Source organism: Paraburkholderia solitsugae, from assembly GCF_013177695.1.
In the GTDB taxonomy this organism is placed as follows: domain Bacteria; phylum Pseudomonadota; class Gammaproteobacteria; order Burkholderiales; family Burkholderiaceae; genus Paraburkholderia; species Paraburkholderia solitsugae.
Window position 1 is genome coordinate 85,853 of the sequence record NZ_WOEY01000058.1, and the last position, 22,908, is coordinate 108,760.

The 22,908-nt window shown below is 62.6% G+C and carries 16 protein-coding genes; 10 read left to right on the plus strand and 6 right to left on the minus strand.

Going from position 1 to position 22,908, the window contains the following annotated elements:
* Positions 1-14: 14 nt before the first annotated feature.
* From GNZ12_RS14450 to GNZ12_RS14475, 6 genes are all read right to left on the minus strand, one after another.
* A complete protein-coding gene (locus GNZ12_RS14450; protein ID WP_172310954.1) occupies positions 15-2,333 on the minus strand; it encodes an NADP-dependent malic enzyme in 2,319 nt (772 codons plus the stop codon).
* A 136-nt stretch (positions 2,334-2,469) separates the two neighbouring features.
* Complete coding sequence (locus GNZ12_RS14455) at positions 2,470-3,000, minus strand: phasin family protein (protein ID WP_172310955.1); 531 nt, start codon at positions 2,998-3,000, stop codon at positions 2,470-2,472.
* Between the two features lie 66 nt (positions 3,001-3,066).
* Positions 3,067-5,184, minus strand: a complete 2,118-nt coding sequence (gene lpdA, locus GNZ12_RS45030) for a dihydrolipoyl dehydrogenase (RefSeq protein WP_172310956.1) — start codon at positions 5,182-5,184, stop codon at positions 3,067-3,069.
* Positions 5,185-5,193: 9 nt separating this feature from the next.
* Complete coding sequence (gene aceF / locus GNZ12_RS14465) at positions 5,194-6,786, minus strand: dihydrolipoyllysine-residue acetyltransferase (protein WP_172310957.1); 1,593 nt, start codon at positions 6,784-6,786, stop codon at positions 5,194-5,196.
* Positions 6,787-6,885: 99 nt separating this feature from the next.
* A complete protein-coding gene (aceE, locus tag GNZ12_RS14470) occupies positions 6,886-9,552 on the minus strand; it encodes a pyruvate dehydrogenase (acetyl-transferring), homodimeric type (RefSeq protein WP_172310958.1) in 2,667 nt (888 codons plus the stop codon).
* Between the two features lie 165 nt (positions 9,553-9,717).
* Entirely contained in the window at positions 9,718-10,680 is a 963-nt protein-coding gene (locus tag GNZ12_RS14475) for a LysR family transcriptional regulator (protein ID WP_172310959.1), read from the minus strand.
* A gap of 173 nt (positions 10,681-10,853) precedes the next feature.
* Between GNZ12_RS14475 and gcl the strand changes: the two genes are divergently transcribed.
* The 10 genes from gcl to GNZ12_RS14525 all read left to right on the plus strand — a co-directional run bounded on the left by gcl (position 10,854) and on the right by GNZ12_RS14525 (position 22,836).
* On the plus strand, positions 10,854-12,632 hold the full coding sequence (gcl, locus tag GNZ12_RS14480; protein ID WP_172310960.1) for a glyoxylate carboligase: 1,779 nt from the start codon (positions 10,854-10,856) through the stop codon (positions 12,630-12,632).
* A gap of 132 nt (positions 12,633-12,764) precedes the next feature.
* Positions 12,765-13,544, plus strand: coding sequence for a hydroxypyruvate isomerase (gene hyi / locus GNZ12_RS14485; protein WP_172310961.1), 780 nt, complete (start codon positions 12,765-12,767; stop codon positions 13,542-13,544).
* A gap of 39 nt (positions 13,545-13,583) precedes the next feature.
* On the plus strand, positions 13,584-14,462 hold the full coding sequence (glxR, locus tag GNZ12_RS14490) for a 2-hydroxy-3-oxopropionate reductase (protein WP_172310962.1): 879 nt from the start codon (positions 13,584-13,586) through the stop codon (positions 14,460-14,462).
* 61 nt (positions 14,463-14,523) lie between these two features.
* On the plus strand, positions 14,524-15,807 hold the full coding sequence (locus GNZ12_RS14495; RefSeq protein WP_172310963.1) for a glycerate kinase type-2 family protein: 1,284 nt from the start codon (positions 14,524-14,526) through the stop codon (positions 15,805-15,807).
* Position 15,808: 1 nt separating this feature from the next.
* On the plus strand, positions 15,809-17,236 hold the full coding sequence (gene pyk, locus GNZ12_RS14500) for a pyruvate kinase (protein ID WP_172310964.1): 1,428 nt from the start codon (positions 15,809-15,811) through the stop codon (positions 17,234-17,236).
* 47 nt (positions 17,237-17,283) lie between these two features.
* Positions 17,284-18,567: a phosphopyruvate hydratase gene (gene eno, locus GNZ12_RS14505; RefSeq protein ID WP_172310965.1), complete on the plus strand. Its 1,284-nt coding sequence runs from the start codon at positions 17,284-17,286 to the stop codon at positions 18,565-18,567.
* Positions 18,568-18,714: 147 nt separating this feature from the next.
* Entirely contained in the window at positions 18,715-20,034 is a 1,320-nt protein-coding gene (locus GNZ12_RS14510) for a C4-dicarboxylate transporter DctA (RefSeq protein ID WP_172310966.1), read from the plus strand.
* A gap of 45 nt (positions 20,035-20,079) precedes the next feature.
* On the plus strand, positions 20,080-21,258 hold the full coding sequence (locus GNZ12_RS14515) for an acetyl-CoA C-acetyltransferase (RefSeq protein ID WP_172310967.1): 1,179 nt from the start codon (positions 20,080-20,082) through the stop codon (positions 21,256-21,258).
* 52 nt (positions 21,259-21,310) lie between these two features.
* Positions 21,311-22,312: an allantoicase gene (alc, locus tag GNZ12_RS14520; RefSeq protein WP_172310968.1), complete on the plus strand. Its 1,002-nt coding sequence runs from the start codon at positions 21,311-21,313 to the stop codon at positions 22,310-22,312.
* Between the two features lie 20 nt (positions 22,313-22,332).
* Entirely contained in the window at positions 22,333-22,836 is a 504-nt protein-coding gene (locus GNZ12_RS14525; RefSeq protein ID WP_172310969.1) for an ureidoglycolate lyase, read from the plus strand.
* Positions 22,837-22,908: the final 72 nt, after the last annotated feature.

A 22,908-nucleotide genomic window follows, 5' to 3' on the forward strand; every position in this document is an offset into this window, starting at 1 on the left:
TATTTCCTTAAATGTCAAAGCCAGAAGGCCAGCGGGGCATCGGCAGATCGCCCTGCTGGCGAGCGCTCTGAGGCGGCATCAACCACGGCGACGGCCGTCATGTTGACGATGCGCTGCACGGTCGACGACGGCGTCATGATATGAACCGGTTTCGCCGCGCCCAGCAGGATGGCGCCGACCGTGATGCCGCCGCCAGCCGCCATCCGCAGCAGGTTATGCGCGATGTTCGCCGCGTCGACGTTGGGCATGATGAGCAGATTCGCTTCTTCCAGCAGACGCGATTCAAGACAGACGTCGTCGAGTATGGCTTTGGACAGCGCCGCGTCGCCACGCATTTCGCCGTCGACAGCAAGCGTGGGGGCCCGTTCCTGAACCAGCGCCAGCGCCTCGCGCATCTTCTGCGCCGACGGCGCGTTCGAACTGCCGAAACTCGAATGGGACAGGAGCGCGACGCTCGGCGTGATGCCGAAACGCCGCACGGCCTCGGCCGCGAGCAGCGTCATTTCCGCGATCTGTTCCGCGCTCGGGTCGAGGTTGACGTGCGTGTCGCAGATAAAGAGCTGGCGGTCCGGCAGAATCAGCATCTGCAGCGCGGTGAACGTGTCGACGCCAGGGCGCATGCCGATCACATCGTTCACGTACTTGAGATGGTCGGCATAGGTGCCATAGGTGCCGCACAGCATGGCATCGGCTTCACCCCGTCGCACCAGCATGGCGCCGATCAGCGTCGTACGGTTGCGCATCTCGTCTTTCGCGAGGGCACGCGTCACGCCCTTTCTTGTGACGAGGGCGTAGTACTCATTCCACGTCTCCTGATAGCGCGGATCGTCGAGCACGTTCACGCATTCGCAGTTCTCGCCGAGCTTCAGACGCAGTCCGAAGCTCTCGATGCGCTCGGCGATGACGTTCACACGGCCCACCAGCACCGGATGCGCAATGCCTTCGTCGACCACGATCTGGGCGGCGCGCAAGACCCGTTCTTCCTCGCCCTCGGCATAGACCACCCGTTTCGGGCTCTTTTTTGCCGCTGCGAACACTGGCTCCATACTGCTTCCGGACTGATAGACGAAACGCCGCAACTTGAGACGGTAGGCCTCGAGGTCGGCGATCGGATGCGTCGCGACGCCGCTGTCCATCGCCGCCTTGGCGACCGCAGGCGCAATCCTCTCGATCAGCCGAGGATCGAAGGGCTTCGGAATCAGGTATTCCGGGCCGAACCGCAGACCCTGAGCGCCATAGGCGCTGGCGACCACATCAGGGATTTCGGCATGCGTGAGATCCGCCAGTGCACGTACCGTGGCGAGCTTCATCTCCTCGTTGATCGTGGTCGCGCCCACATCGAGTGCGCCGCGGAAGATAAACGGGAAACACAGTACGTTGTTGACCTGGTTCGGGTAATCCGAGCGCCCTGTGCCTATGATGGCGTCCGGCCGGACGGCCTTGGCCTCTTCGGGCATGATCTCCGGAATAGGATTGGCCATCGCCAGGATGATAGGGTCGCGCGCCATCTGCTTGACCATGTCAGGCTTAAGTACACCGCCCGCCGAAAGGCCCAGGAAGATGTCAGCGTCAGCCATGCTGTCAGCGAGCGTACGCAGATGAGTCTCTCTCGCGTAGCGTGCCTTGCTCTGATCCATCGATTCCTTGCGTCCAGCATAGACGACCCCCTTGCTGTCGATGACCAGAATGTTTTCCTTGCGCAGCCCCAGGCTGACCAGCAGATCGAGGCAGGCGAGGGCGGCGGCGCCCGCGCCGGAGCACACCAGCCTGGCGCTGCCGATCTCCTTGTTGACGCATTTGAGGCCGTTCAGGACGGCCGCGGCCGCCACGATCGCCGTGCCGTGCTGGTCGTCATGGAACACCGGAATCTTCATGCGCTCGCGCAGCTTCTGCTCGATATAGAAGCACTCGGGCGCCTTGATATCTTCGAGATTGATGCCGCCGAACGTCGGCGCGAGGCTGGCGATGATCTTGACCAGTTCGTCAGGGTCCTGCTCGTCGATCTCGATGTCGAACACGTCGATGCCGGCGAACTTCTTGAAGAGGCACCCCTTGCCCTCCATCACCGGTTTGCTGGCCAGCGGACCGATATTGCCTAGCCCGAGCACGGCCGTGCCGTTGGTGACGACGGCGACGAGGTTGCCGCGCGCGGTGAGGTTGTAGACCTCGCCAGGATTGTCGGCGATCGCCGTGCATGCCTCGGCCACGCCAGGCGAGTAGGCCAGCGCCAGATCGCGCTGGGTCGCCATGGGTTTGGTCGGTGTGACGGAAATCTTGCCGGGCGTCGGAAGGCGGTGGTATTCAAGCGCGGCATCGCGCAGGTTTTCTGACATGGTGTGTGTTCTCCTGTTTGGGCGTTGTCGCCTCTTTCTTGCCGGCAATGGATCGGCCGATCGCGCGCGAAGATCGCTGGGGCCGCGCCGATCGTTTCGTCAGGCGCGGGCCTCATTCCTGAGACGGCGTGGCGCGTTAGCTCTTTTTGCTTGAACCGGAAGCCGGCGCTGCTTTGTCGGCACCGGGAAAGCCACTTGCCGCCGTTGCCTGACTGGCCAGCTTGAAGAGATGTTCCGCCGCGCTATTGGCCGCTGCCATGACTGTTTGCAACGCATTCAATGGGGACTCGCCTGCGGACAATGAGGTTAACGCTTTCTGCGCGGCAGCCGGGTAGTCCTGGCCGACTCCGCCAAGACTCTGGTTGAGCAACTCCATTAGTTGAGTGCGTGACTGCATGGCGGTTTCGTAGACTTCCTTCGACGTGCTGAGCAATGCCTCAGTGTTCTTCGTGGCGAGCCGGGTCCGCAAGGAGGCGATTTCCTGAGGATCGGTCGTCCCGGATAGCGCGCTGGCGATTTCCGCGCTCTCATTCAGCGCGCGGCGGGCGGCGTCCATTTGCAGACGGATCAGACGCTCGGCGCCGTCCAGAGACAGCTCGGCGAAACGCGTGGACCTTTCCAATTGTTGTTTGGCGGCGGCAGACAGGTCTTCAGGTGATTTGAGCATGACGATCTCCTCGGTGTTAGGGGCGGTAATGCATTCGATGCGATTGACCGGAAGCCAGTTAGCCGCTTACTTCTTCTTCATTGGCGGCAGATCGGTACAGACGCCTTCGAACAATTCCGCGGCCATGCCGATCGATTCGCCGAGCGTCGGATGCGGGTGGATGGTTTTGCCGATGTCCGTCGGGTCGCAACCCATCTCGACCGCAAGGCAAACTTCGCTGATCAGATCGCCCGCGTGCGTGCCGACGATGCCGCCACCAATACAGCGGTGGGTGGTTTCGTCGAACAGCAGTTTGGTAAAGCCTTCATCGCGTCCGTTGGCAATCGCCCGGCCGCTGGCCGCCCAGGGGAACACCGCCTTGCCGTACTTGATGCCTTCGGCCTTGCATTGCTCCTCGGTCTTGCCTGCCCACGCCACTTCGGGATCCGTGTAGGCCACCGACGGAATCTGTCGCGCGTCGAAGTAGCTCGCCTCACCGGCCGCCACCTCCGCCGCCACATGCGCCTCATGCACGGCCTTGTGCGCGAGCATCGGCTGGCCGACGATGTCGCCGATCGCGAAGATGTGCGCGACATTCGTGCGCATCTGGTTGTCCACCGGAATGAAACCCCGCTCGCTCACCGCGACGCCGGCCTGTTCCGCGTCGATCTTCTTGCCGTTCGGACTGCGGCCCACGGCGACCAGCACGAGGTCGTAAGATTGCGGCTCGGAGGGCGCCTTCTCACCTTCGAAGCTCACCTCGATGCCTTGCGGCGTCGCCTTGGCGCCTACCGTTTTGGTTTTCAGCATCACGTTGTCGAAGCGCGACGCGTTCATCTTTTCCCATACCTTGACCAGATCGCGGTCGGCGCCTGCCATCATGCCGTCGAGCATTTCGACCACGTCGATGCGGGTGCCGAGCGTGGAGTAGACGGTCGCCATCTCGAGACCAATGATCCCGCCGCCGATCACCAGCATGCGCTTCGGCACCGATTGCAGCGCCAGCGCACCGGACGAATCCACGACGCGCGGATCGACGGGCATGAAGGGCAGGGGGACGGCCTGGCTACCGGCGGCGATGATCGCCTTCTGGAATCGCACGACTTTCTTTGCGCCGGTCTTCTCCTGACCGTCGCCTTCGGTGAGATCCACTTCGAGATGGTGCGGGTCGAGGAAGCGGCCGCTGCCGCGCACCACTTCAACCTTGCGCGCCTTGGCCATGCCGGCGAGGCCGCCGGTCAGCTTCTTGACGACGCCTTCCTTGAAGCCGCGCAGTTTGTCGATGTCGATCTCCGGCGCGCCGAACGAAATGCCATGGTGGGCCATCGCTTTCGCTTCATCCACGACCGACGCGGTGTGCAACAGCGCTTTCGACGGAATACAGCCGACGTTCAGGCACACACCGCCTAGCGTCGCATAGCGCTCGACCAGCACGGTTTTCATCCCCAGATCGGCCGAACGGAACGCGGCCGAGTAGCCGCCGGGTCCGGCGCCCAGCACCAGCATCTCGCACTCGATATCGGCCGTGCCGGCATAGGAGCCGGCCGGCAGCGGCGCTGCGACCGGAACCGCGGGGGCTGCCGCAGCAGGTGCGTGAGCAGCAGGGGCGGTCGGCGCGGCGGCCGTCACGCCGGTCTTCAACGTGAGGATCACGCTGCCTTCGCTCACCTTGTCGCCGACCTTGAGCTTGATTTCCGCGACGGTGCCCGACAGCGGCGCGGGCACATCCATTGTGGCTTTATCCGACTCGAGCGTCACGAGTGGGTCTTCTGCACGGATGGTGTCGCCGACTTTGACCAGGACTTCGATCACCGGCACTTCGCCGAAGTCGCCAATGTCGGGAACGCGCACATCGACCGTCTCATAGACGCCGGCCGCGCCATAGTCCGCTGCAGGAGCGCCCGCCGCAGTGGGGCGGCCGCCTTCGGTGATCTTCTCCTTCGGCGCTTCGGCGAGTGCGGCACCGGTGGCTTCGAGCGTCAGGATCGTCGTTCCCTGGGATACCTTATCGCCCACCTGGATTCTGATTTCCTTGACGACGCCGTCGCGCGGCGCCGGCACTTCCATCGTGGCCTTGTCCGATTCCAGCATGACCAGCGGGTCTTCGGCCTTGATCGGGTCGCCTACCTTCACCAGAATCTCGATGACCGGCACGTCGGTGAAATCGCCGATATCGGGAACCTTCACTTCGATCGCGTTTGACATGGTTTCCCCTTAGACCAGGACGCGCCGCAGATCGGCGAGCAGGTTGGCAAAATAGACGTTAAAGCGCGCGGCCGCGGCGCCGTCGATCACCCGGTGATCCCAGGACAGCGAGAGCGGCAGTGTGAGCCGCCACGCGGATTGCTTGCCGTCGGGCGACACCTGTTTCCAGTAGGATTTGCACACGCCCATGATCGCGACCTCGGGCGCATTGATGATCGGCGTGAAGTACGTGCCGCCGATGCCGCCAAGCGACGAGATCGTGAAGCTGCCACCCTGCATCTGGTCGGGCTTCAGCTTGCCCTCGCGGGCGAGTTTTGCCAGTTCGCCCATTTCCTTGCCGATCTCGATCACCCCCTTTTTGTCCACGTCGCGGATCACCGGCACCACTAAGCCGTTGGGCGTGTCGGCGGCGAAACCGATGTGGTAATACTGCTTCAGTATCAGGTTGTCGCCGTCGAGCGACGCGTTGAACTCGGGGAATTTCTTCAGCGTGAAGGCCGCTGCCTTGATCATGAAAGCGAGCATGGAGAGCTTCACGCCGGCCTTCTCGTTTTCCTTGTTCAACTGCACGCGGAAGGCTTCGAGGTCGGTGATGTCGGCGTCGTCGTGGGTGGTGACGTGCGGGATCATCACCCAGTTGCGATGCAGATTGGCCGCGGAGATCTTCTTGATGCGCGCGAGCGGCCGGGTTTCGATCGCGCCGAATTTCGTGAAGTCGACCTTGGGCCACGGCAGCAGGTCGAGCCCCGCACCGCCTGCCGATGCAGAGGTGGCTGCAGCCGGAGCCGCGGCTGCGTTGCCACGTTTGGAAAATGCTTCGACATCCTGTATAACGATGCGGCCCTTGTCGCCGCTGCCGGACACCTTGCCAAGATCCACGCCGAGTTCGCGCGCCAGTTTGCGCACAGCCGGTCCGGCATAGGCCAGCCGGAACGCGGCTTCGTCGATTGCGCCGGTGGCGGGCGCGGCTGCTGCAGCGGCAGCCGCGCTTGCTGCTGCCGGAACCGGCGCGGGAGCCGCCGCGGCCGCGCTGCCGGCTGCGACAGGTGCGGAGCCCGTGGCGAGCGTCAGGATGACAGCACCTTGCGACAGGTTATCGCCGACCTTGACCAAGATGTTCTGCACTACACCACCCAGCGGAGCGGGCACTTCCATGGTCGCCTTGTCCGACTCCAGCGTAATGAGCGGATCCTCCGCCTTCACGGTATCGCCCACCTTGACCAGCACTTCGATCACCGGCACATCCGTGAAATCGCCGATATCCGGCACACGCACCTCGGCCACGCCGGCAGGCGCACTGACCGCTGCCGGCGGCGGCGACACGGTCGGCACGCTGGCAGCCGCCGGTTCGCCTGCGGCACCCAGGCTCTCGAGTAACATGATCAGCGCGCCTTGCGAGACCTTGTCGCCCACTTTGATCCTCACTTCCTTGACGATGCCCGCTTCCGATGAAGGCACTTCCATCGTGGCCTTATCGGATTCGATCGTGATCAGTGGATCTTCGACCTTGATGGTGTCGCCAGCCTTGATCAGTACTTCGATGACCGGCACATCGTTGAAGTCGCCGATGTCCGGAATCTTGATTTCTTTAATAGTTGCCATGTCTTCCCCACGAACGATTCGATGTCGATGCGTGAGGTGACACCGTAGCCGGCATCACCTCACGCGACTTGTCTGATTGCGAGCGCAGACTGCGCGCGACTAGACAGTCCAGGGATCGGGCCGCTCGGTATCGAGGCCGTACTTTTTGATCGCTTCCTCGACTTTCGCGTGCTTGATCACGCCGTCATCCGCCAGCGCCTTCAGGGCAGCCACGGCGACGTAGTAGCGGTTCACTTCGAAGAACTCGCGCAGCTTGACCCGATAGTCGCTGCGTCCGAACCCGTCGGTGCCCAACGTGACGTAGCGCCTCGGGATATGCTCACGCACCTGGTCGGCGAAATTGCGCATGTAGTCCGTCGAGGCAATGACCGGGCCGGCATGTCCTTCGAGACACGCTTCGATATAGGGCAAGCGGCGCGTTTCGGTCGGGTGCAGCAGATTCCAGCGCTCGGTGCTCATCCCGTCGCGGCGCAGCTCGTTGAAGCTGGTCACGCTCCAGATGTCGGCGCTCACGTCGAAGTCGTCACGCAGCAAGTCAGCGGCCGCAATCACTTCGTTCAGGATCGTGCCGCAGCCCATCAACTGCACGCGCGCAGCGTTCTTCGCTTTGGGCTTGCCGCCGTCCCTGAACAGATACATGCCCTTGACGATGCCTTCCTCGGCGCCTTCCGGCATGGCTGGCTGTTTGTAGTTCTCGTTCATCAGCGTGATGTAGTAGTACACATCCTGCTGCTCCAGCATCATGCGGCGCATACCGTCGCGGACGATCACCACTACCTCGTAAGCGAAGGTCGGATCGTAGGACACGCAGTTGGGAATGGTGGAGGCGAGGATCTGGCTGTGGCCGTCCTCGTGCTGCAAGCCTTCGCCATTCAGCGTCGTGCGTCCCGCCGTGCCGCCCAGCAGGAAGCCGCGGCAGCGCATGTCGCCGGCTGCCCAGGCGAGATCGCCCACACGCTGCAGACCGAACATCGAGTAGTAGATGTAGAACGGGATCATCGGCACATTGTTCGTGCTGTACGACGTTCCCGCTGCGATCCACGAGCACATTGCGCCGGCTTCGTTGATCCCTTCCTGCAGCACCTGACCGGACTTGTCCTCGCGGTAATACATCAGCTGGTCGGCATCCTGCGGCTTGTAGAGCTGCCCGACTGCCGAGTAGATGCCGAGCTGGCGGAACATGCCTTCCATACCGAAGGTACGCGATTCGTCTGGCACGATAGGCACGACATGCTTGCCGATCTGCTTGTCGCGCACGAGCGTTCCGAGCATCTGCACGAAGGCCATCGTGGTGGAAATCTCGCGCTCGCCCGAATCCTTCAGCAGCCGTTCGAACGTCGACAGCGGCGGAATCTCGAGCGGGTCCGACTTGCGCCGGCGTTGCGGCAAGTAGCCACCCAATGCGGCCCGGTGCTCGCGGAGGTACTTCATTTCCTCGCTGTCTTCGGGGAAGCTGATGAACGGCATGTCGGCGAGTTGCTCGTCCTTGATCGGGATCTGGAAGCGGTCGCGGAACTGCGTGAGCGATTCATGCGTCATCTTCTTCGCCTGGTGGGCGATCATCTGCCCCTCGCCCGATTCGCCCATGCCATAGCCCTTGACGGTCTTGGCGAGAATGACGGTCGGTTGGCCGCGATGCTTCGTGGCAGCCGAGTAGGCCGCGAACACCTTGGCCGGATCATGGCCGCCGCGACTCAGGCGCCAGATCTCGTCGTCGCTCATGTCGGCGACCAGTTCTTTCAATTCCGGGTACTTGCCGAAGAAATGCTCGCGCACATAGGCGCCGTTCTTCGATTTGAAGTCCTGATATTCGCCGTCGACGCATTCTTCCATGCGCTTGAGCAGCAAGCCGCTCGTGTCCTTGGCGAGCAGGCGGTCCCAGCCGCTGCCCCAGACGACCTTGATCACGTTCCAGCCGGCGCCGCGGAACACGGATTCCAGTTCCTGGATGATCTTGCCGTTGCCGCGCACCGGGCCGTCGAGCCGCTGAAGATTGCAGTTGATGACGAAGACGAGATTGTCCAGCCGCTCGCGCCCGCCGAGCGAGATGGCGCCAAGCGACTCAGGCTCGTCGCATTCCCCGTCACCGAGAAACGCCCACACCTTCCGGCCTTCGGTTTTGGCAAGGCCGCGTCCTTCCAGATATTTGAGGAAGCGTGCCTGATAGATGGCCATCAAGGGCCCGAGACCCATCGAGACGGTCGGGAACTGCCAGAAATCGGGCATCAGCCACGGATGCGGATAAGAGGGGATCCCCTTGCCGCCGGCTTCCTGCCGGTAGTTGAGCAATTGGGCTTCGCTCAAGCGTCCTTCGATGAACGCGCGACCGTAGACGCCCGGCGAGACGTGACCCTGCACATAGACCAGATCGCCGCCGTGCTGTTCCGTCGGGGCGTGCCAGAAGTGACCCCATCCGATGTCATACAGCAGCGCGGAAGACTGGAAACTGGCGATGTGGCCGCCCAGTTCGGAGGAATCCTTGTTGGCGCGCAGGATGATCGCCACGGCGTTCCACCGGACCGCCGAGCGGATCTTGTGTTCGATCGCGCGGTTACCCGGGGATAGATCTTCCCGCTCAACCGGGATGGTGTTGCAGTAGGCCGTGGTGAGCGTCGACGGACTGTAGGCGCCCTGGCGCCGGGCGTCCTGTACCAGCGTCTCCACCAGATAGTTCGCACGCTCGTTGCCGCGGTGTTGCTGTACTGACCTCAGGGCGTCGAGCCATTCAGTGGTTTCCAGAGGGTCTTTGTCCGGCATCGTTTCCATAAGTGTCTCACTCCCTGCTCTGGTCTAAGATGAAGAGCGCTCGTCTCTAAGGATTCGCGCGAGAAAAGCTTGATCTGGATACCTTGTTTAAAACATAGGTATCCTTATTTCTGTGGTTTTTAATGGTCTAAGCAATCCGTTTCATGGTGCGGGAGTTCGTTGCGCTTAAGCGTTAATCGGGCTTGCAGTGACAGATTCCGGCGCAGGCGTCTGATCGAATGCGGTTGGATTGCGCCACCACTCGTCCTGGAAGGCTTCCTTGAGGAACAGGATTAACTCTGTCACCTTGACCGGCACCAGTTTCGGCGATGGATACACCGCATGGATTTCCTGGTCGGGGAGCACATGGTCGGCCATGATCTGCCGCACGGCGCCGGTGGAGATGGCCTCTGCCGCGACATAGTGCGGGACGATCGTAATGCCCATGTCCGCGCGAGCCGCTGTGACTAGCGACGAAAGGTTGTTCGACCGTAAGCGCCCGTGGAGAAACACCGAAACCCGTTCTCCGGATGGCGTGCGCATGCGCCAATAGTCATCCTCCTGAACACTGCTATAGATCAGGCAGGCGTGGCGCGACAGGTCGGTATGCGTTTTCGGCTCGCCATACTGCGTCAGATACGCCGGTGACGCCACCATGACCCATGGATTCAGGCCGAGATAGCGGCCGCCCAGCGACGAGTCGGCAAGCGATCCAAGGCGTATCGCGACATCGAGACCCAGGGCGACGAGGTCGACATACCGGTCATCGTGATTCACGTCCACGCGCAGGTTCGGATGCGCCTGCATGAATTTAACCAGGAGGGGAGAGACGATCCTCCGCCCGAACGTAAGGGAAGTCCCTACCCGTATGAGACCCTCCACGTGGGTATGCCGGCCCAGCACGACGTCCTGTGCTTCTTCATAGTCGCGTACCACGTCTTTGCATTTTTCGTAGTACCGAGCGCCTATTTCCGTGACACTGACCGCGCGCTGATTCCGGTTGAGCAGCCTCGCGTTGAGTCTGCCCTCCATGGAGTTGATGTGCTTGGTCACGGTGGGCTGGGTCAACTTCATTTCTCGCGCTGCTCTCGAAAAACTTCCCATCTCGACCACGCGCATGAAGATTTGCATTTCCATGAGGCGATCCATGTCTACACTCCATTTGTGTCGTCATTACATCAAAGCTTTGCGTTGTCGTGGGGGCGCTTTCCTGCGGTGCAATGGAATAACTGTTATGCAATCCGTTCGCATTGTGGCGCCTCGAGGTCGGACTTAACATCCGGTAAAGCCTCAACCCCCAAAACCCGGAGAAGGTGATTGCCATGACCCGTATGACCGCCGCAGATGCTGCCGTATTAGTGATGGAAAAAGAGGGCATTACGCATGCCTTCGGGATTCCGGGCGCTGCCATCAATCCCTTGTACGCAGCCATGCAGCGCCGCGGCAGTATTACCCATACGCTGGCGCGCCATGTAGAAGGTGCTTCACACATGGCAGAAGGGTATACCCGCGCCGAGCCCGGCAATATCGGGGTATGTATCGGTACCTCCGGCCCGGCAGGGACCGACATGATCACGGGTCTCTATTCCGCGCAGGCCGACTCGATCCCGATTCTTTGCATTACCGGCCAGGCGCCGCGTGCCCGTTTGTACAAGGAAGATTTCCAGGCGGTGGATATCGAATCGATATCCAAGCCGGTGACCAAGTGGTCGGTCACCGTGCGCGAACCGGCGCTCGTGCCGCGCACCTTCCAGCAGGCTTTCCATCTGATGCGTTCCGGGCGCCCGGGACCTGTGCTGATTGATCTGCCGTTCGACGTGCAAATGGGTGAAATCGAGTTCGATATCGACACCTACGAGCCGCTGCCGGTCTACAAGCCGCATGCCACGCGCGCGCAGATCGAGAAAGCGTTGACCATGCTCAACGAGTCCGAGCGGCCGCTGATTGTGGCGGGCGGCGGCATCATCAATGCCAATTCGCCTGAGTTGCTGGTTGAATTCGCCGAGGCGACCGGCGTGCCGGTCATCCCTACGCTGATGGGCTGGGGCACCATCCCCGACGACCACCCGCTGATGGTGGGCATGGTCGGCTTGCAGACCTCGCATCGCTACGGCAACGCCACGATGCTCGCGTCCGACTTCGTGCTGGGGATTGGTAACCGCTGGGCGAATCGTCATACAGGTGGGGTCGAGACTTACACGCAAGGGCGCAAGTTCGTGCACGTGGACATCGAGCCGACCCAGATCGGCCGCGTGTTCTGCCCGGATCTGGGCATCGTCTCGGATGCCGGCGCCGCCCTCGCGTTGTTCGTCGAAGTGGCGAAGGAATGGAGAGCCGCCGGCAAGCTCAAGGATCGCAGTGCGTGGCTCGAGCAGTGCCACGAACGCAAGCGCACGCTGCTGCGCAAAACGCACTTCGACCAGGTGCCGGTCAAGCCGCAGCGCGTCTATGAAGAGATGAACAAGGTCTTCGGCAAGGAGACCTGCTATGTCAGCACCATCGGCCTGTCGCAGATTGCAGCCGCGCAATTCCTGCATGTCTACAAGCCGCGCCACTGGATTAACTGCGGTCAGGCGGGCCCGCTCGGCTGGACCATCCCGGCGGCTTTGGGGGTGTGCGTGGCTGACCCGTCGCGTCAGGTGGTTGCGCTGTCGGGCGACTACGATTTTCAGTTCATGATCGAGGAACTGGCGGTGGGTGCCCAGTTCAACCTGCCCTACATTCATGTGCTCGTGAACAACTCGTATCTGGGTCTGATTCGCCAGTCGCAACGCGGCTTCAAGATGGACTACTGCGTCCAGTTGTCGTTCGAAAACGTGAATGCGCCGGAGATCGGTGAGTACGGGGTCGATCACGTGGCTGTCGTCGAGGGCTTGGGATGCAAGGCGATCCGCGTGTTCAAGCCTGAGGACATTCGGCCCGCATTGGAGCAGGCGCAGAAGTGGCTGAAGGAATTCCGCGTGCCGGTGGTCGTGGAAGTCATTCTGGAGCGCGTGACCAACATTGCGATGGGCACCGAGATCGACAACATCACCGAGTTTGAGGACCTGGCCGAAGACCCCGCCGCCGACGCGCCCACTGCGACCTCATTGCTGGATTGACGGCTCGCGAACGGTGTAAGCCGTAGCGGTCAGGCAAGCTTGCCTGACCGCGCGGGGCTGTCGGGAGTTGATGCGCATGCATGCAGGTCAGTCAATCATGATCTGCATACCTAAATGTAATGGGGTCTCACCATGCCAAAGTTCGCGGCCAATCTCACGATGCTCTTCAACGAGGTCGATTTTCTGGATCGGTTTGGAGCCGCCGCGCGTGCGGGTTTCAAGGGTGTCGAGTATCTGTTTCCCTATCCGTATCCGAAGGGGCAACTCGTCGAAGCGCTTGAAAGGCATCAGCTCGTTCAGGTGCTTCACAACTTGCCGGCAGGCGACTGGGCTGCGGGAGAGCGCGGCATCGCCGTGCTGCCGGAGCGCGTCGGCGAGTTCCAGGACGGAGTGGGTGAGGCGATCGACTACGCCACCGCGCTCGGCTGCAAGCAGGTGAACTGCCTCGTCGGTCTCACGCCGCAAGGGGTGGCGCCGGACAAGATCTACGAGACCCTGGTCGGCAACCTCAGGTTCGCGGCTGGGCAACTGAAGCAGGCCGGCATCCGGCTGCTGATCGAGCCGTGCAATACCCGCGACATCCCGGGCTTCTACCTCAACCGGTCGCGGCAGGCGCTGGACATCATCGCTGACGTGGGTTCGGATAACCTGGCCTTGCAATACGACATCTACCACATGCAGATCATGGAGGGCGACCTCGCGCCCACCATCCACCGCAATCTGCCGAACATCGCTCATATGCAACTGGCCGACAACCCCGGTCGCAATGAACCCGGCACGGGCGAGATCAACTATCCGTTCCTGTTCGATTTCATCGACAAGGCGGGCTACGAGGGTTGGATTGGCTGCGAATACAAGCCGGCTGGCACCACCAACGCAGGTCTTGGCTGGATCAAACCATATCTGGTTTAGAGAAAAGTTTTAGACAAAAACCGACACGGAGACAGCAACATGAAACTCGGATTTATCGGACTGGGCATTATGGGCGCCCCGATGGCGGAGCACCTGATCGCCGGTGGACATCAGGTCTATCTGTACAGCATCCCTAGCGTGCCGCAGGCCCTGGTGGAAAAGGGCGGCATTGCGTGCGCGAGTGGCAAGGAGGTGGCGCAGCAGGCCGACGTCATCATCACGATGGTGCCCGATACGCCGCATGTGGAAGCGGCGCTGTTCAGCAAGGACGGTGTGGCGGAAGGTCTCGCGAGCGGCAAGCTTGTCGTGGATATGAGCTCCATTTCGCCGATCGCCACCAAGGAGTTCGCGAAGCGCATCAACGCGCTTGGCTGCGACTACCTGGATGCACCTGTGTCCGGCGGCGAGGTGGGGGCGAAGAACGCCACCTTGTCGATCATGGTGGGCGGCCCGGAAGGCGCGTTCACCAAAGCACGGCCACTGCTGGAGCTGATGGGCAAGAACATCACGCTGGTGGGCGGTAACGGAGACGGCCAGACCACCAAGGTCGCCAACCAGATCATCGTCGCGCTGACCATCGAAGCGGTGGGCGAAGCGCTGGTATTCGCGTCCAAAGCCGGCGCCGATCCGGCCAAAGTGCGCCAGGCGCTGATGGGCGGTTTTGCCTCGTCGAAGATCCTCGAGGTGCACGGCGAGCGCATGGTCAAACGTACGTTCGAGCCGGGTTTTCGCATCGAACTGCACCAGAAGGATCTGAACCTCGCGCTGCAAACCGGCAAGACGCTCGGCGTGTCGCTGCCCAACACCGCCACTGCGCAGGAACTGTTCAACGCCTGCGTCGCGCATGGCGGAGCGGCCTGGGACCACTCGGCAATGGTGCGCGCGCTGGAGCTCATGGCCAATCACGAGATTGGCTAACGAGCATGCGCAGGCATTCGACGCTACCCATCTCCCGACCTACGCAATACAGAGACCAACCATGAACCCGTCACCTCGCGATCTGCTGCGCAGGATGTTCGATGCCGCCGTCAACGCTGCCCAGCCGGTGCATTGCATCCCGCCGCATTTGCCGGCGCGGCCCAAGGGGCGTCTGATCGTGATCGGGGCCGGCAAGGCCTCGGCAGCGATGGCCCGGGCGGTCGAGGATCATTGGGACGGTCCGCTGGAAGGTCTGGTAGTGACGCGTTACGGTTACGCGGTGCCGTGCCAGCGCATCGAGATCGTCGAGGCGGCGCATCCGGTGCCCGATGCGGCCGGACTCGCTGCGGCCACGCGCATCGTGGAACGGGTGCGGGGTCTCACGCCCGACGACCTGGTGCTGTGTCTGATTTCCGGCGGCGGCTCGGCGTTGCTCGCGCTTCCCCATGAGGGCATCACGCTGGAGGACAAGCAGCAGGTCGTGCGCGCGCTGCTCAAATCGGGCGCCACCATCAGCGAGATGAACTGCGTGCGCCGGCACCTGTCGGCGGTGAAGGGCGGCCGGCTTGCGGCCGCCTGCCACCCCGCGAAGGTCGTCACGCTGCTGATTTCCGATGTGCCGGGCGACAACCCGATGGACATCGCATCCGGCCCCACGGTCCCCGATCCGACCACCTGTGCCGACGCGCTCTCCATCATCAAGCGCTACGGCATCGACGTACCGGCGAGGGTGCGCGCGCTACTCGAAAGTGGCGAAAGCGAAACCGTCAAACCCGGCGACCCACGCCTCGCGGGTATCGACACACGCATGATCGCCACGCCGCAAATGGCCCTGGAAGCCGCAGCGCACATCGCGCGTGAAGCCGGCTTTGCCAGCCATATCCTGGGCGACAGCATCGAGGGCGAGGCAAGCGACGTCGGCAAGGTGATGGCCGGCATCGCGCTGCAGGTCGCGCAGCGCAACCAGCCGTTCCAGCCGCCGTGTGTGCTGCTCTCAGGCGGTGAAACCACGGTAACCGTGCGCGGCGAAGGGCGCGGTGGACGCAACGTCGAGTTTCTTCTTTCGCTCGCCATTGCGCTTGGCGCTCAACCCGGCATCCATGCGGTGGCCGGCGATACAGACGGCGTGGACGGCCTGGAGGAAATTGCCGGCGCTTTTGTTGCCCCCGATACGCTCGCCCGCGCCTGGGCCCAGGGTATCAAACCTCGCGATGCGCTCGCCGAGAACGACGGCCATGGTTTCTTCGAGGCGCTTGGCGACTCGATGGTGACCGGGCCGACGCTGACCAACGTGAATGACTTCCGCGCCATCCTCCTCACTGAAAACGTCGCAAGAGAGAACTGATATGAGCACCGACACGCGCCGCAACCGCAATGCCAAGATCGTCGCCACGCTGGGTCCGGCGAGTGCAGACCGGGCAACCATAGAAGCCCTGTTCCATGCTGGCGCGGATGTTTTCCGCCTCAACTTCAGTCACGGAACGCACGAAGACCACAAGCAGCGGCTCGACACCATCCGCGAGATCGAGCGCGATCTGGGCCGGCCGATCAGCGTGCTGCTCGATCTGCAGGGACCCAAGCTGCGGGTCGGCACCTTTGCCGACGGTCCTATCCAACTGGCGGCCGGCGACAGCTTCCGGCTCGATCTCGATCGCAGCAAGGCGGGTGACAAGACCCGCGCCTCGCTGCCTCACCCTGAAATCTTCGCCGCGCTCACCGAGGGCACGGACCTGCTGCTCGACGATGGCCGGGTGCGCCTGCGCGTCGAGCGCTGCGGTCCCGATTTTGCGGAGACGCGCGTCATCAACGGCGGCCCGCTGTCGGACCGCAAGGGCGTCAATGTCCCCGGCGTGGTGTTGCCGCTGTCCGCGCTGACCGAGAAGGATCGCAAGGACCTCGACTTCGGCCTCACGCTGGGGATCGACTGGATCGCGCTGTCTTTCGTGCAGCGTCCGGAGGACATTCGTGAGATCAAGGAAATCGTCAAGGGCCGCGCCGGGATCTGCGCCAAGCTGGAGAAACCGGCGGCGATCCATAGTCTGGAGGAAATCGTCGCGGAGACCGACGCCGTGATGGTGGCGCGCGGCGATCTGGGCGTGGAGATGCCCGCCGAGCAGGTGCCGGCGATCCAGAAACGCATCGTGCGGGCCTGCCGCAAGGCCGGCAAGCCGGTGATCGTGGCCACGCAGATGCTCGAGTCGATGGTCAGCGCGCCGGTGCCCACGCGCGCCGAAGCCTCCGACGTGGCCACTGCCATCTATGACGGCGCCGACGCGGTGATGCTGTCGGCCGAATCGGCTTCCGGCAAATATCCGGTGGAGGCGGTGAGCATGATGAGCAGCATCATCGCCCAGACCGAGGCGGACCCGCACTACCGCGAAGCGATCGAAGCGTCGCATTCGGCGCCGCGCGCGGATCTGGCGGACGCCATTGGCTGCGCGATGCGGCGGGTGGCGGGACTGCTGCATGTGGCAGCCACGGTCGCCTATACCAGCTCCGGCTATTCCGCGCTGCGCATGGCGCGCGAACGCCCCGAGGCGCCGATCATCGGCATGACGCCGCGGCTCGCCACCGCCCGACGCCTCGCCCTCGTGTGGGGTGTGCATTCGGTGCTGTGCAACGAGGTGGAGAGCGTCCCCGAGATGAGCGATCTCGCCTGTCAGACCGCGGTGAAGGAAGGGTTCGGCGAGGCCGGCCAGACCATCGTCATCTCCGCGGGCATGCCCTTCGGCACCGCCGGCACGACCAACCTGCTGCGCATTGCGCAGATCTAGAACGGTAGTGAATGGTGGCTTAACTTGCTTCTGAGGAAGAAATGTCAATGGCAAAGATCCAGGATATTCGCGGCTACGAGATTCTCGATTCACGCGGCAACCCAACGGTGGCTGCGGAAGTCGTGCTCGATTCCGGTGCGCGTGGCGTAGCGGCGGTTCCGTCCGGCGCCTCGACCGGTAAGCGCGAGGCACTTGAGCTGCGCGATGGCGACCCGAAGCGCTACGGCGGCAAGGGCGTTCAAAAGGCGGTCGCGCACGTAAGCAGCGAGATCCGTAGCGCGCTAAAGGGGCGCAACCCGGCTGACCAGGCCGGCATCGATCAGACGATGATCGAGCTGGACGGCACGTCCACCAAATCGAGTCTCGGCGCCAACGCGATCCTCGCGGTTTCGCTGGCGACGGCTCACGCCGCCGCGGCCGACGCGGGACAGCCGCTCTATCGTTACCTTGGCGGCGATCGGAAACCGCTGTTGCCGGTGCCGATGATGAACGTGATCAACGGCGGCGCGCATGCGGACAACAAGGTGGACGTGCAGGAGTTTCTGATTCTGCCGGTGGGCGCGCCGAGCTTCAGCGAGGCATTGCGCTACGGCACCGAGGTGTTTCATGCGCTGAAGCGCCTGCTGCATGACCAGGGCCTGAGCACGTCGGTGGGCGACGAAGGCGGCTTCGCGCCGAATCTGTCGTCCAACGAAGAGGCGCTCGACATCCTCATGCGGGCCATCGAGCTGGCCGGATACCGGCCGGGAAAGGACATCTATCTGGGCGTGGATGCGGCCAGTTCCGAGTTCTATAGTGGAGGTAACTACCGCCTCGAAGCGGAAGACAGGACCCTGAGTTCCGGGCAGTTCGCCGACTTTCTCGCCGACTGGGTACACAAATACCCGGTGCTGTCGATCGAAGACGGCATGGCGGAGGAGGACTGGAGCGGCTGGAAGCTGCTGACCGACCGGCTGACGAAAACCGTGCAACTGGTGGGCGACGACGTGTTCGTCACCAATCCCGAGATTCTCCAGCGCGGCATCGACGAGGGCGTCGGCAACTCAATCCTCATCAAGGTCAACCAGATCGGCACGCTGACCGAAACGCTGGCGGCCATCGATCTCGCGCGTACCGCTGGCTATACCACCGTGATCTCGCACCGCTCGGGGGAGACCGAGGACGTCACCATTGCCGATCTGGCCGTCGCCACCGCAGCAGGGCAGATCAAGACAGGCTCGTTGTCCCGCTCGGACCGGGTGGCGAAGTACAACCGGCTGCTGCGCATCGAAGCGGAACTGGGAAGCGCGGCCCGCTACGCCGGACGCGAGGCCTTCCCGGTCCTGAAATAGCCGTCGGTCGCGGGGCCCGCTGCGCGTTGCGCGCGGACCCCGTCATCGAGCGGCAATAAGACGGCAACACGGCAGCAAAAAGGCGGCAATCAAGCGCCGATCGAGCGCTCACTCGCGTCTCGACAAATCATATCGTTGGAGGAAGACATGCCTAAATTCTTTAAGTCGCTATTCGGCCAGGTGGTCATAGCGCTGATACTCGGCATCGTGCTCGGTGTCTTTGTTCCCGAATTCGCGATCAAGCTGAAACCGCTGGGCGATGGCTTTATCAAGCTCGTCAAGATGCTGATCGCGCCTATCGTGTTCTGCGTCGTGGTGCACGGTATCGCTGGCGCGGGCGATCTGAAGAAGGTCGGCCGGGTCGGCGGCAAAGCGGTGCTGTATTTCGAGGTGATCACTACCGTCGCGCTTGCTCTCGGTCTGGTACTCGGCTACGTCCTGAAACCGGGCGTGGGCATGAATATCGATCCCAAAACCCTCGACGCGTCCGCGCTCAGTTCATACCTGACGACGGCCGCACACGTGAAGAACACGGGCGCCGCCGAATTCCTCATGAGGATCATTCCCGATACCTTCATTGGGGCGTTCGCCAACGGCGACGTGCTGCAGGTGCTGCTGATCTCGATCCTGTTCGGCTGTGCGCTGTCGCTGCTGGGTGAGACGTTCAAACCGGTCACCAAGTTCATCGAGCAGACTTCGCACGTGCTGTTCAAGATCATGTTCTTCATTGTCAAGCTCGCCCCGCTCGGCGTACTCGGTGCGATCTCCTTCACGGTGGGCAGTTACGGCCTGGGCTCGCTCAAGCAACTGGGTTACCTGGTCGGCACGTTCTACCTCGCCGTGGTGCTGTTCGTTATTTTCATCAGTGGCGGTGTGCTGCGCTTGTGCGGGTTCAATATCTTCAAGTTGATCCGGTACATGAAGGACGAACTGCTGGTGGTGCTGGGCACGGCTTCTTCCGATAGCGTGCTGCCCCAGATCATGAGGAAGCTGGAGCGGCTGGGTATCAAGGATTCCACCGTGGGGCTCGTCATTCCTACCGGCTATTCGTTCAACCTCGATGCGTTTTCGATGTATCTGACGCTGGCAGCGGTGTTCATCGCTCAGGCGACCAATACGCCGCTGTCACTCAGCCATCTGCTCATCATCCTCGGCGTGGCGATGATCACCTCCAAGGGCGCGCACGGCGTCCCGGGCTCGGCCATCGTGATCCTGGCAGCGACGCTTTCGGCCATCCCCGATATCCCGGTGATCGGTTTGGTACTTGTGCTGGCAGTCGACTGGTTCATGGGCATCGCCCGGGCGTCCGGCAACATGATCGGCAACTGTGTGGCCACCGTGGCCATCGCGTCATGGGAAAAGGACATCGACAAGGCAAAGGCGAGGCGCGTCCTCAACGGCGAAGTGGAAGTCGATCTCGACGAGCATGTCGAGGACTTCCTGCCTGCCGTAGGCACGGCGAAATAAGCCGCGTCGGACAAATGACGTCACCTTTTTTTACGGAGGTAGCACATGGATGAAATCGTCATCGTGGCAGCCGGACGCACGGCGGTAGGCAAATTCGGCGGTTCGCTCGCCAAGGTTGCCGCCACCGACCTGGGCGCACACGTCATCAGGCAATTGCTTGCAAAGATCGGCGTCGGGCCCGATCAGGTGAGCGAAGTCATCATGGGCCAGGTGCTCACGGCCGGCGTCGGGCAAAACCCCGCGCGCCAGGCATCGATACGCGCCGGTCTCGATCCGATGGTTCCGGCGATGACCATCAACAAGGTATGCGGGTCCGGTCTCAAGGCCACCCACCTGGCCGCGCAGGCCATCAAGTCGGGAGACGCCGAGATCGTGGTCGCCGGCGGCCAGGAAAACATGAGCGCATCGGCGCACGTGTTGCCCAACTCGCGCGACGGCTTCCGCATGGGGGACGCGAAACTGGTCGACACGATGATCGTCGACGGGCTGTGGGACGCGTTCAATCAGTATCACATGGGCACTACCGCCGAGAACGTCGCGAAGCAATACGGCATTTCGCGTCAGGAGCAGGACGAGTTTGCTGCCCACTCGCAGCAGAAAGCCGAGGCTGCGCAGAAGGCGGGCAAGTTCAAGGACGAGATCATCGCGCTGGAGATTCCTTCGAAGAAGGGGCCGGCGCTGTCCTTCGACACCGATGAATTCATCAAGGCCGGCGTCACGGCCGAGGCGCTCGGCGGCCTGCGCCCCGCGTTCGCCAAGGACGGCACGGTCACCGCGGGCAACGCATCGGGTATCAACGACGGCGCAGCCGCCGTCGTGATGATGCCGGCCTGGAAGGCCGAGATCCTTGGGCTGAAGCCGCTCGCGCGCATCAAGGCTTATGCGTCGGCCGGGGTGGACCCGAGCGTGATGGGCATGGGCCCGGTGCCGGCCTCCCAATTGTGTCTGAAGAAGGCCGGCTGGACCCCGCGTGACGTGGATCTGATGGAGATCAACGAAGCGTTCGCGGCCCAGGCGATCGCAGTGAACAAACAGATGGAGTGGGATACGAGCCGGATCAACGTGAACGGCGGGGCGATCGCGATCGGCCATCCGATCGGTGCCTCGGGCTGCCGCATCCTGGTGACACTGATCCACGAAATGATCCGCCGCGACGCGAAGCGCGGGCTGGCCAGCCTGTGCATCGGCGGAGGGATGGGCGTGGCGCTTGCCATCGAGCGTTAGTCGTTAGTCAGTACTCGAGCACACCAGTCACAGTATCTAGCGAGCAGACATCATGACTCTTACCGTTAATACCCCGCAGGAATTCGTCACCCGTTGGCTCAACCTGGCGCAACCGCGCCTTGGCGCCAAGCCCTTATCCTGCACCGACGAGTGGTTCGCGCCGGCCGAGCGCATGTTGAGCCCCGACCCCGCGGTGTTCATCGTCGGTAAATTCGACGACCACGGCAAGTGGATGGACGGTTGGGAAACGCGGCGGCGCCGTGGCGGCGGCTACGACCAGTGCGTCGTCAAGCTGGGGCTGCCTGGCATCATCAAAGGCGTGGAGATCGACACCAGCCACTTCACCGGCAACTTTCCGCCGGCGGCGTCGCTCGACGCGTGCTACAGCGACGGCGATCCGACCGACAGCACGGTGTGGCAGGAGGTGGTGCCGTCGGTCAATCTGCAAGGCAATTCGCACCACTATGTGTCGGTCGACGATGAGCGCACCTGGACTCACGTTCGCCTGAACATCTATCCGGATGGCGGCGTCGCGCGCCTGCGCATTCACGGGCAGGTTCAGTGCAACTGGGACAAGCGCGATCCGCAGGCCGTGGTCGACCTCTGCGCGGTGGAAAACGGCGGCCGGCCGATTGCCTGGAACGACTCGCACTTCGGGCCGCCGCATCCGCTGTTGACCCCCGGCCGCGGCGTCAATATGGGCGACGGTTGGGAAACGCGGCGGCGCCGCGAGCCGGGCAACGACTGGCTGATCATCGAGCTCGGGCATCTGGGCACGATCGAGGACATTGTCGTCGACACCGCCCACTTCAAGGGTAACTTCCCCGACCGCTGTTCGATCCAGGCGGCTCACGTGACCGGCGGCACCGAGCAATCACTAATCACACAGAGCATGTTCTGGCCTGTGCTGCTGCCCGAACAGAAGCTGGGCATGGACGCGATCCACAAGTTCAGCGAGCAGGTGCAGAGCATCGGCCCGGTCAGCCACGTGCGCCTGAACATTTTCCCGGACGGCGGGATCAGCCGTTTGCGCCTATTCGGCAAGATCGCCTGAGCGCCAGGGAGGCAAACGCCATGTCATCGCAAACACTGGAGTTGATGCCGTTGACGCACGAAGCCTTTGCGTCGTTCGGGGATGTCATCGAGTACGAGGGGCGTGATTTTTTCCATATCAACGACAAGATGGTTGAGCGGTATCACGACCTTGCACGCGTGGATACGCAGGAGGCGGGTGGCCGGACGCTGATCAGCTGGCTGCGCGCCCAGCCGAATACGTTTCCGTCGACGGTCAAGTTTGTCGAGCGTCACCAGCTATCGAGCCAGGCATTCATTCCGCTCGATACCAATCCGTTTGTCGTGGTGGTGGCGCCGCGCGGCGACACGGTCAAGGTCAGCGATCTGCGTGCCTTCGTCACGAACGGCAGGCAGGGGGTGAACTATCACCGCGGCGTGTGGCACCACGTGCTGCTGGTGCCGAAGCGAGCCATGCAATTCATCGTGGTCGATCGCGGCGGACCCGAACGCAACTGCGATGAATTCTGGTTTGGGGAAGAGGAGCAGCCCATGCTCAAGGTATAGCCTGGCGCATGGACGTATCGACCTGGCGCGGCTGGCGCTCATTGCCGGTTTCGCCAGCTAGCGGAAACGGTG